The sequence below is a fragment of the Cytophaga aurantiaca DSM 3654 genome, from assembly GCF_000379725.1.
Classification (GTDB): Bacteria; Bacteroidota; Bacteroidia; order Cytophagales; family Cytophagaceae; genus Cytophaga; species Cytophaga aurantiaca.
The window spans coordinates 1-11539 of sequence record NZ_KB903648.1; the positions used below are offsets into that span (position 1 = coordinate 1).

The 11539-nt window shown below is 41.5% G+C and carries 2 protein-coding genes and 1 pseudogene; all 3 read right to left on the reverse strand.

Features of this window, described 5'->3' with window-relative positions; all coding sequences use genetic code 11:
• A pseudogene (locus A3EE_RS20590) lies at positions 1–4370 on the reverse strand (gliding motility-associated C-terminal domain-containing protein); the annotation flags it as partial.
• A 188-nt stretch (positions 4371–4558) separates the two neighbouring features.
• Positions 4559–11158: a T9SS type B sorting domain-containing protein gene (locus tag A3EE_RS20595; RefSeq protein ID WP_018343884.1), complete on the reverse strand. Its 6600-nt coding sequence runs from the start codon at positions 11156–11158 to the stop codon at positions 4559–4561.
• Between the two features lie 132 nt (positions 11159–11290).
• A partial coding sequence (locus A3EE_RS20600) for a T9SS type B sorting domain-containing protein (protein WP_033417993.1) occupies positions 11291–11539 on the reverse strand: 249 nt, incomplete at its 5' end.

Genomic DNA, 11539 nt, shown 5'->3' on the forward strand with positions numbered 1-11539 from the left:
GGTGTTACAACTGTTGTTACTGTGATAACTACTGCATTTGAAGTTGCTGTGGCAGGACTTGCACACGTTGCTGTGCTTGTCATTACTACATCATAACTGTCGCCGTTTGCAGCTCCTGTTGTTGTAAATGTTGCATTTGTTTCTCCTGCAATGTTGATCGTATTTTTTCTCCACTGATACGTTGGCGTGCCACCATTTGTAGGGGTTGCCGTAAACGTTACACTTGTACCCGTACAGATTGTTGTTGATGGGGTAGCTATTGTTACGCTCGGTACAACTGTTGGCGTTACCGTTACGGTAATCTCATTTGTATTTAATGTACCGCAGCCTCCTGCTGATTTATCTTCACGTATGAAATATGTTGTTGCTGTAAGACCTGCCGGTGGATCATACGTAGCATTTGTTGCTCCTGCAATCGTAGTTGAATATGGACCACCTGCTGTTGTGCCTGACTTCCATTGATACGTATATGTTGGCTGACCACCCGTTGGTAGAGTAGCACTTGTCAGAATTGTAGGATTGCCTGTCGTCTGACAAACTGTTTGTGTTCCTCCAATACTACCAACTACAAAGTTCGGTGATACCGTAACATGAATTTCTGCTGTATAAGCTACATTACATGGTGATATCGTACCAGAAGTAACTTTTCTTCTGTAGTATTTATCTGCTGTCAATAACGCTGCATCTGTATAAGTTGCATTTGTTGCAGATGCGATATCTGTAAAACCTGTAGTAGTTGTGGCGCTTGACTGCCACTGGTAAGCAAATGTACCATTCCCGCCTGTTGCTGCTGCTGTACTTGTAAATGCTGCTGCAGCTGTATTGTAACAGATCGTTTGGTTTGTTGCTACCGTACCAGGTACAAGCGCTGTCGGAACGGTTACTGTGATTGCAAGGGTATTTGCTGTTGCACAAGTAAGTGAACCATCTACTCTTCTGTAATAAGTCGTTGTTGTTAAACCTGCCGGTGCATCGTATGTTGCATTGGTTGCACTCGTAATATTGCTGAAACCTGAACTTGCGCTTGTTGTAGAGCTTTGCCACTGGTAGGTATATGTGCCTGAACCGCCTGTTGCTGCTGTAGTTTGTGTAAATGCCGCCGGATCTCCTGGTGAACACACGGTCTGATCGTTTGCTACTGCGCCTGCTACTACTGCAGGGTTTACGGTGATGCTTATCACATTTGAAGTTACCTGAGGACAAATGCCTGATGTTACTTTACGACGGTAATTAATTACTTTTGCTGTAGTGCCGGCATTGGTCAATACGCCTTCATCATACGTTGCATTTGTTGCTGTTGCTATCGCTGCATACGTACCTGAAGTTGTAATATCACTTTCCCACTGGTATGCATAGGTTGTGCCATTACCACCGGAAGCTGGTGTTGTTACGGTAAACGCCGGCGGGTTGTCGCCTGTACAGATTGTTTGTGATGTAGCTATTACGCCCGGAACAGTAGTCGCATTAACAACCAATGTTAAGGTATCATCACGGAAACAAGATGCGCTATTTACATTACCATCTTCAACACGTAAAATATATTGACCAGCATCTGTTACTGCACCTGTTATGCCTGTGTAATTAGGAACTGCAAAAGCTGTTGCAATGGTAGGAGTAATTGTTGCTGTTTGTAATGGTATAGCAGTACCCACTTTTCTCCATGAATATGTGAAAGATGTATTCTGCGCTGCTGCTGGTACTGTTACTGTACCGGATAATGTCTGCGCTGTTCCTTGACACAATGTTATCGTAGCTGCTGCCGGAGTAGTTATTGTTACATTTGTTGGTCTACTGCATGGGCAAGACTCTGTCAACGTAACCGGCAGTCTATTGCAATATCCCTGCGGGATAGAAAACTGAAAATTATAAATATCTCCTGCATAACCGCTGGTAGTTGATAAACAGCTACCTTCATCAGATCCATAAAATTTAACGGATGTTCCACCAACATTATCACTTAATGGAGTATTACCTGTAAGCGCTGTATTGGAATTGCTATTTGCAAATCCGGGATTTGATACCTGTGCAACTACACCTCCATTTATAGTTGAAGAAGTAGCAAACCCTAAGAAATACTTTCCGGCAGGTAAAGTAATATTCACCGGTATGTTTTTGCTGACAAATGTAGCGCTGGTTGTAGTCAGTGAGAAAGTAGGACCTTGATATAATATATTTGTTTTATCTGCTACAACTTTTGAACCGCAATCTGATTTGTTTCCATAAATTTGAACTCTTCCTGCAAAAGTTACTGTACCACTACCGTTTTGTCTCAAATAAATTGAAATACTATCTAAAGATATTGGTACAGAAGTTTCAATGTATGCTTCTTTATCAGTAATACCATTTCCGTCTGAAAGAGTTCCGGCATTAGGAAAAACAACACCTTTCTTTTGTCTTATTTCTTCTACATAAACAGTTTTAGTTGTTGTTCCCGTAAGAGACGTTGTGCTGATCGTAGTGGAACCGCTTCCAACACTTCTTCCCAATTCTGTAGTACTGGCGGCTGTCGGATACCAGGCATACACCGGATTGGATGCCGCATTTGTGGAATTCACATTTACTGTTGCAGTTGCACCGCAAAAAGTTAAGCCTGTAGGTACTGTAAAAGAAGGTGTGAAATAGGTAATCGTCATTTCATCTGTAGCAACATCATACACCTGACACCCTGCATTTGCACCTGTATAAGAAATCTCTACACTGAAAATTCCATCTTGTGTTGCCGTATACGTAAGATTACTTGCCGTAGCAGCTGTTCCGGTTTTTACCACACCACCGTTTCTTTTCCAGGTAATGGTGTATTTACTTGCAATACTTGCTAAAATACTAAACCCTGAATTTAATACCAGGCCAGGAGGGTTGAATGATGCCTGACAAACCGATATGTCATCTTGGTGGAGATCTGCAAACGGAGCAGGGTCTCTGAAATCACATCCACTTGGAGGATTAATTTTAGCAGCATAAGCCTGATCTGTTGTATTTCCGATACCTAATTGTCCAAAACCGTTACAACCCCAAGCATAAAATTCATTGTTTGAAGTTCCGTAAAAACCCCAGGTATCTCCTCTGTTAATTAAGGTAACATTATTATGAACCAAACCCGCTCCATATTGGATGTATTCCGGACCAACTCTGGTTCCGGCTACAGAAGTACCACCAGTTAAGGTTCCATTGCCTGTAGTTCCGCCACTTCCACTTCCGCAGCCAGCACCACCCCAAGCAACCGGCTTACCATCTATTGTTACAGCCATACCGAATCCCTGGCCGCCACCAATTGCTTTTGCTAATAAATACAAACCATCGTTGCTTGCACCCGTTGTGGCACCCGCTATTACTTTACGTGGGGCAGATGTATTTGCATTGTTCACATTTCCTGTCGAGCTGTTCCAGCCACCATTTCCCCAGGTCCATACGTAATTATTTACATCTAATGCAATACCAAAAACATCTCCTGCCTGTAGTTGCTGAATGTTGTTCATCTGAGTGCCATCAACATAATATACAGGTCTCGCATAGCTATCCTGAACGAGATTACCATCGTTTGTTGTAGCAGTAGATGGATTTCCGGTACCGGCAGCATTTCTGCCCAGTGTTCCGTTTAACCCATTTCCCCATGAATATACTGTACCGACACCATCGCCATCGGGATCAACCAAAGCATATGCTACGTTATCACCGGCAAAAATCTGTGTTACGCCTGTTAAAGGTGTACCGGGAGCAGGTCCTTGAAGAACATAATTTGCTACATACGAATCTGTAGTACCATTTCGACCTAATTGCCCTGCCGATCCACCGGAGTTTAAACCCCAGGAAACTAATTTTCCATCACTTAAAATGGCAAATGTATTCGAAGTTCCTGAGTAAACAACGGAAGCGTTTATTAATTGATTTGAAGCATTTCTATGTGTTGAAGGAATTGACGGATCTGCCTTAACTCTGGTAGGAATAGTAATTACACCATTCATACCACTGGATGCTCCGGTACCAACCTGGCCGTTATCATTTGCACCCCACGCCCAAACATCTCCACCACAGGTTAACGCCACAAAGTGTGCTCCCGAACCTGAGTTTATCTGCTTAACATCCGGATTACCCGGAATCGGAACAGCGGTAGGAACAGAAATGGAAGCTGCTCCTGAACCTACACCTAACTGACCACCTTGATTACTTCCCCATACATATGCTGTTCTGTTTTCACAAACAAAACTTGATACCGTATTTCCCCCGGAAATAACCAAATCTTTTTGTGCTAAGCTGTGAAAAGAAGCCAGCAAACCTGCAATGATTATAAAATAATTGCGGATCAATCCTTTTAATTTGAACATGGAATACAATTTATTGATTTTTATACCTGCAAATCTTAAAAATTTCATTGAAATTCAAAGATTCATATAACTTAAATACCATTTTAGCGTATTATGTAACCGCTTCAGTAGAATTAAATATTTAGCTACTTTTCTATACAAAAATAGCATTAATTATACTTAAAATATAATTAATGCTAGGATAGATTTTTATTAAAAAATTTAAATATTCAATATTCGGTATTTTACAACATCAATTACTTTATAATCTGAACCCAACCTGAGTAAGCATTTTTCACTTTTACACTATGCAAATCAATAATATAAAAATAGGTGCCATCCGGTAAAACTTCTCCGTTTCTGTAATTTGTTCCGTCCCATTGTTTCACATAGCCGTTACTTTTCCATACTAAATTACCCCAACGGTTATAGATCAACACTTCCACATCCGGGAAATTCTCTATGTTCTCCAGGAACCACGTATCGTTTGCACCATCACCATTCACGGTAATGACATTTGGAATGACAATGCGTTTCTCAACATTGATGGTTACTGCATCTGATGATGAACATTTACCCGAATTGTTATAAGCAGCCAATACATACACGGTTGTTGCTCCCGGCACAACCAGACTTGGATTAAGTATATGCGCATCGCTTAAGCCTCCATTTGGTATCCAGACATAGTTAGCTGTATTGCTGCTCACGGAGCCATTCAATGAAATGGTTTCGCCCTCTACTGCTGTAATATCCGTTCCCGCGTTTACAGAAGGGCTCTCCAGCACGTTTACCGTAGCCGTATCCGTAACTGTACTGCATACGGTATTGTCTTCAATGAAAGTATATTTACCGCTAACGCTTGCTGTATAAGTGATCTGGTTTGCGTTCTGGATCAATACACCATCTCTGTACCATTGGAAATGATTGCTGCCCGACGTAATACCGCTTACCAGTAAAATCACTTCATAAGGTGAGCATATCGTTGTATCCGTAATCGTCATAATCGGAGCCGGTTTTTTAAGTACATCCAGTCTGATCTCATTTGAAGTTGCTGTTGCCGGACTTGCACACGTTGCATCGGAAGTCATGATAACATATACCTTATCTCCGTTTGCAGGCGGTACAGCAGGTGTATACGTTTTTCCTGTTGCCGAAGCAATAGGTGAATTCGTAACTCCATCATACCATTGATAGGTCGCAGCACCTGCATCTCCCTGAACAGCTGCAGCCGTATAGGTTATAGAAGTAGTGGAATCACATATCGGACCGGAAGGATTTGACGTAATGCCCACTACTGGTTCAATAACCGTATTCACTGTAAGTTGCGCAACGCTTTCTTCTGCGCCCGAATTACACGTGAAAGAAGATGTGAGTACAACTCTGTAATAGGTTCCGTTGTCCAATGCCTGCGGATTAACAACGGTATACGATGCTGTTCCTGAGATCGGTGCCCACGGACCCGTTGCCGATGAACCGCTGTACCAATCAAATGTTGGTGTTACTCCTTCTCCTGAATACGTTGGCGCAAACACCGCATCGGTACCTGCACAGGTTGATACATCAGCCATTGCAATGTGAACAGTATTGATGGAATCAACATTTATTTTCATAATGTTGGATGTGTCTTTATTACACACAACGGTAACTACTCTTCTATACCAGATGGAATCTGTTAATGTTGGTGTAGTATAATCCACCTGATTGGAAATACCTGCAGAGGTAGTCCAGGTCAATCCTTTATTTGTTGACTCGATCCATTCATACGTTCGCGCTATAGCAGGATCCTGGCCTCCTGTAGAAGGTGTCAGTTCATTGATCGTAACAGATGTTCCTTCACATACAGTAATGTCTGTTGGAATAGAACCAACCACAAACGGATCAAATACATTCAGTGCTAAAGATGCTGTATATGATGTATCACAGGAGCCCGGCCCCATACCAACTTCTCTTCTGTAATACATGGTATCGGTAAACGGACCGGTCGGTGAATACGATAAACCATTTTCAGAAGCAATATCTGTCCAATACACATTATCTGTTGAGACCTGCCATTGATAGGTTTCAGAACCCGGTCCGCCGGTGCCATGGCTTGCACCTGTAACATTGGTGAATGTTATCGCTGGACTCGCACCATAACAAATCGTTGGATAGGTGCCCGCAATAGCACCCGGATCCACGCCAGTTACAGCATCTACAAATATGGTATCTGTTATTTGAGAACTACACACTCCGGATAAATCAATGCGTCTGAAATAAGTTCGGCTGATTATTATGGGTGATTGATAGGTGTTATTCGTTGCACTTGGAATATCTGTAAAGGTGACGTTATCACTTGAAGATTGCCATTGATAGTTGAATACACCTGTTCCTCCTGAAGTAGCTGTAATTTCTTTAAAAGCAAGAATAGGACTTCCCGAACAGACAACTGTATCGTTGCCCACAACTCCCGGAACAACCGGCTTATCTACCTGTATAGTAAGGATATTTGAACTGATTGCAGGACATGCAACAACAGAATCTTTCCGAATGAAATAAGATGTTGAAGATAAAGCACCTGATTGATATGAACCTGCAGTTGCTCCGGCAATAAGCTGGCTGGCCGCAGCGGTCTTGAAACTATCTGTTGAAATATACCATTGATAATAATCTGGTACACCGGATGCAGTTGCTGCTAAAAGATCTGGAATGCTACCCTGACAAATGGTATCTGATGCACCTATAACAGTTCCACCTGTTATAGGTGCATTCACTACAATAGCAATTGTATCTGTTATTTTAGAACACACTCCCGATAAATCTATTCGTCTAAAATAGGTGTTACTAAACAAAGCAGGTGATTGGTAAATGTTATTCGTTTCACCGGGAATATCTGAAAATGTTACATTATCGCCAGACCCTTGCCATTGATAGGTAAATACGCCTGTACCACCAGAAGCAGCAGTAATTTCTTTAAATGCAGGAATAGAACTTCCTGAACAAATAAGCGAATCATTGCCAATAACACCTGGAACAACCAGTTGCTCTACTTGAATGGTAAGAATGTTTGATTTCACTGCCGGACATGCAGCAATGGAATCTTTGCGAATAAAATAGGATGTTGTTGATAAAGCGCTCGATTGATATGAATCTGAAATTGCGCCAACGATTGCTTGACTAGCAGGAACCGTTTTAAAACTGTCTGTTGAAATATACCATTGGTAGTGCGTTAATGTACCTGTGCCTATTGTTCCAATGAAATTACCTGGTGTATTACCTTGGCAGATCGTATCTGAAGATTGCACTACAGGTGTTGCTATAGGTGCATTGACTACAATAGAAATTGCTGCCGAAGAATCCTTACAAGCCGGACCCGAGCCAATTCCATCCTGCACAATTAAATAATATCTGCCGGAGTCTGCTTGTGTAATATTTGTTAAAGTTAAATCAGAATACGTTGCAGAGGGCGGAGAAAGTAAAACACTACCTGCACTATTAATTCTTCTCCATGAATAATAATACCCATTCAACGCTGGGCCGGCACTTAAATCGATAACATTCTTCTGAATTGTAAATCCATTCCCAACACATAAGGTATCGTTTCCAATTAATGCAGTTGAAACCGAAACCGGCTTCTTACATGTAGGAGTTATGATCGTACAAGTTAAATACACAACAACTTTCGTTTTTAATGTATCCTGGCAAACCGTTGCACCGGCACCATCCCGAATAATCAGGTAATAGGTACCTGAATCTGCTTCTGCAACGACCCTGCTTGCAGGCGGATAATCTGCATATATACCCGGAGTACCAACAACAACAGGCACCGTAGCCGGTTGCTGTAATTTCATCCAGGTAAAATGATACCCATGATTTATAGATGCCTTGCCCGTACTATCAACTACACCTTTTAATTGAAACAAACTTCCTGCCGATACACAGAGTGTATCGTTTTCAAGCGGTAAAATTGTATCTGTTACAACAGAATTGTTCACACGGATCTTTAAAAAATTTGTTGCAACGGCAGCACAATATTTAACAGAATCTTTACGAACATAATATTGTGTTATGACTGGAGATCCTGCATTGTATGTTACAGCAGTTGCTGCAGAAATTTTCGCTAATGTTGGTGTTCCTGTTGAATCACTTGTAGTGTACCATTGATGATACAAGGGAGTTCCTGCATAATTTGCAGGAGGAACAATTTCCGTAAATGCTGCTGCTGCATCACCTTTACAAATTTCCTGATGACTTGCAATCCGCGCCTTTGTTGTTGGCGCACGATTTATTCTGATTGTAACAAATGCCGAATCCTTACATGTTGGGCTTGCTACCAAGCCATCCTGAACAACTAAATAATACCTGCCTGAATCTGTTATTGCTACAGATGCTATAGATAGGTCCGAATAGGTTTTTGAAGGACCTTGTATAATTGTACTTCCGGAACTGTTTATTTTTCTCCATGAAAAATAAAATCCATTTAGAGATGTTACCGTACTTGTATCTATAAGATTCTTTTTAATCAATAACGCATTTCCAACACACAAGGTATCATTTACACCTGTTCCCAACTGAACAGAAACAGACGTTGGTTTCGCACAGGTAGGTGTACAAGATAATGTTGCAACTACAGGAACCCGTAAACATTTAGAGCCTTTAGTTTTAAACTGCCAGTCATAGAAAAATCCATAATCGGTAGTATTAATAGTAGAACTACCATCTCTGTAAGTACCATTTATACTAACAATATCAGGTATAGAAGATAAAAAAGGATATGCGGGATTCGCATCCATATTGTATACAGGAGATCCATTCGGATGATTATCTGTAAGCAATTTCAACCTAAACTTACTTCCTAAAGAAGCCGGTATTTTAAAATTGTTGAATGTAAACGTGTAAAGTCTTCTATCATTACTTATGTTAGGAAGAACCGGTTCTAGAGATATATTTGATGTAAACACAAGTGCCGGACTGAATGAATTACCAGCTTCATCAACAACTTCTAGAGAAATTATAATCCCCGGATAGCCTGTAGGTGGTGAGTAATCCGTAACAAATGGAACTCGTAAAGAAGTAATTTCGATATCTTGCGTTAAACTAAAACCTAATTGAGAACGATCAGGGTTGCCATTTTGTAAACCTGTATTGTTCAATACCGTTGGCCCAACCGTTACAGTCACTAAGGCAGTGTCTTCTACATAATACGTTTTCGTAGTTGAAATAGCAGGAGTCGTAAACGTCAACCCTTTCCCAACTGCAGACCCAGCTGTTGCAGCATCCCACCATTTGTATTGTCCGGCACCAGTGACTTTTAATAGTACAGAAGATGCAGGTGGTGCACAAAACGTGGCATTGACTGCTGTTGCAGCATTGGTTGTTACATCAACCGAATCAACTCCCGGTGTACAACCTGCAGAAGAAACTACTACTTTAAATCGTCCGGTTTCATTCGTAGAATAGGTCTGAGCAGTTGCTCCTGAAATCAATACGTTGTTTTTATACCATGTATACGTATACCACGATCCAATCAATCGTGCATCCAGATTTGCAACAATGGGATTACATAATTGAATATCAGAACCTAAATTTGGTTTCAATTCTTTCGGACCGCTTGGTATTACAAAGTTACACGCGTTCAATACTTGTCCTGCAGCACCTGCTGTAGTTCCAAAATTGTCTCCGTTTAATCTGTATAGTCCAGGTGCGCCTCCAAGCACATTCGTAGTCACACCCGCAGGTGTTGCTGCAGATGCAAGACAAATAATACCGCCACCGCCACCGCCACCCGGTGCATGCTCATCTGTAGCAGTATAGGTATTATCTCCTCCTTTACCACCAGAAGCAATCAATGATAGAGTTCCGGTAAAAGATGTAGCATTGATCTTAATGGCGCCACCACCACCACCTCCGCCAGCACCGTCATTACCGCCGCCTGTTGTACTTTTTGAAGAGTCTCCTGCAGCAATTATTTTATGACTATTTCCTACAATGGTTGCTGCATTAATAAAAATCATTCCGCCACCATTTCCGCCATCCGTTCCAAAAGTATTATTCTGATGCCCTGCGCCGCCGCCGCCGCCCATATACATCCGATCACCTGCGGTATACGATATTGCATAACCACCGATTCCATTTGATACTGAACCTGTAAATGTATTGTATTGATTTCCCCCAAGGCCTCCCGCACCTGCATTGGAACCGCCGCCGCCGCCGCCATTGTGGGCATTTCCGCCACCACCAGCATTTGCATATGCACCTCTTCCCAATTCGTAACCGGAAATCATTGCAGCTATACCTTCACCTTTAGGTGCTGCAAGTTCATAAATTGTTCCTGTATAAAAATAATTTTTTTCATCGTTTGGATAAGTCGTTCCATTCGACGCACCAATACCTCCTCTAAAGCCCAGTGCTGTAACATCCGCATCCGCATTTAAGGTTAACGTACCGGATACATCAAAAACTAAAATCCCGCCTGTCGCTCCATTCCATGCCTGAGCTGTAAGCTTTGCCGTTACAGTTGCATTCACATATTGTGGAACACGTACAACCTGCACCAAACCCGCCACATCGTAAATATTATACAATGTGGAAGTAAATGTAAGCGTTGTGCCTGCAATAGAAGCAATCGTTTTATATTCGTACAGACCTGCATTCCCAACCGATTGAATGGTACCAAAAGTTGCTGTATTAGAAAGATCTGTTGTAGCACCTTTCATTTGTATAATCAAAACTTTATCTCCAACAGCAAAACCTGTTGTACTGGCTACATTCAAATAATTACATGTATTTGAACAAGGATTACAAACGGGTATACTTGTTACAGCTGTATAATTATTTATTATTCCGGATATGTTTGTTGTTTGTGCAAACAAGAAACACATCTGAAAAAAAAACACTAAAGTAAAAAGTAATCTTTTTGTCATTAATCGCGGGTACGGTTTTGAATATGCTTATTACTATAATATACAAAATCAGACACTAAAAGTAACCTTTAGTGTCTGATTTATTCTTCTTTATCTAATGATCTGAACCCAACCTGTAAGCGGTTCATCGTAGATCTGGCTCTGAAGGTTGATGATGTAGAAGTACGTGCCATCCGGTAACACCTGTCCGTTGCGGAAGTTCGTTCCATCCCAGTTCTTCGGATACCCTTCTGATTTCCATACCAAATTACCCCAACGGTTGTAGATCTCAATTATACAATTCGGATACCCTTCGATGTTCTTGATCTCCCAGTCATCGTTGTTGCCATCTCCGTTTAC